This is a genomic window from Enterobacter cloacae complex sp. GF14B (assembly GCF_004136805.1).
Classification (GTDB): domain Bacteria; phylum Pseudomonadota; class Gammaproteobacteria; order Enterobacterales; family Enterobacteriaceae; genus Enterobacter; species Enterobacter hormaechei_C.
This window is the reverse complement of the sequence record NZ_QFRV01000324.1, coordinates 1-1,057: the sequence shown is the minus strand read 5'-3', so window position 1 is coordinate 1,057 and position 1,057 is coordinate 1. Positions and strand designations below refer to the sequence as shown.

Here is a 1,057-nt window from a genome sequence, read left to right as displayed (position 1 = left end):
GGCTTTGTTGAATAAATCAGATTTCGGGTAAGTCTCCCCCGTAGCGGGTTGTGTTTTCAGGCAATACGCACGCTTTCAGGCATACCTGCTTTCGTCATTTTGTTCAGCGCTCGTACCAGGGCCATAGCCTCCGCAACCTGACCATCGTAGTCACGCAGCGTCAGTGAACCCCCGAACAGCTGTTTTACCCGGTACATCGCCGTTTCCGCTATCGAGCGACGGTTGTAATCTGTTGTCCATTTCCACCGCGCATTACTCCCGGTCATTCGCTGATTAGCCACTGCACGGTTACGGTCTGCATATTCACCGGGCCAGTAACCCGCACCTTTTCGGGGAGGGATAAGCGCGCTGATTTTCTTACGCCGCAGTTCATCGTGACATAGCCGGGTATCGTAAGCGCCATCGGCGGCGGCTGACCTGATTTTCCGGTGGGTTTGCCGGATTAACCCGGGGAAGGCCTCTGAGTCCGTAACATTGTTCAGCGACAGGTCAGCGCAGATGATTTCATGTGTTTTACTGTCAACGGCGAGATGCAGCTTACGCCAGATACGGCGGCGTTCCTGGCCATGCTTTTTGACTTTCCACTCGCCTTCACCGAAGACCTTCAGCCCGGTGGAATCAATTACCAGGTGTGCGATTTCACCCCGGGTGGACGTTTTGAAACTGACATTAACCGACTTTGCCCGCCTGCTGACACAGCTGTAATCCGGGCAGCGTAGCGGAACGTTCATCAGAGAAAAAATGGAATCAATAAAGCCCTGCGCAGCGCGCAGGGTCAGCCTGAATACGCGTTTAATGACCAGCACAGTCGTGATGGCAAGGTCAGAATAGCGCTGAGGTCTGCCTCGTGAAGAAGGTGTTGCTGACTCATACCAGGCCTGAATAGCTTCATCATCCAGCCAGAAAGTTATGGAGCCACGGTTGATGAGGGCTTTATTGTAGGTGGGCCAGTTGGTGATTTTGAACTTTTGCTTTGCCACGGAACGGTCTGCGTTGTCGGGAAGATGCGTGATCTGATCCTTCAACTCAGCAAAAGTTCGATTTATTCAACAAAGCC

1 protein-coding gene is annotated in these 1,057 nt (G+C 52.8%); it reads right to left on the bottom strand.

The window, feature by feature from the left end; all coding sequences use genetic code 11:
• Positions 1-56 precede the first annotated feature (56 nt).
• Complete coding sequence (locus DD606_RS25480) at positions 57-1,025, bottom strand: IS5-like element IS903B family transposase (RefSeq protein ID WP_031942297.1); 969 nt, start codon at positions 1,023-1,025, stop codon at positions 57-59.
• Positions 1,026-1,057: the final 32 nt, after the last annotated feature.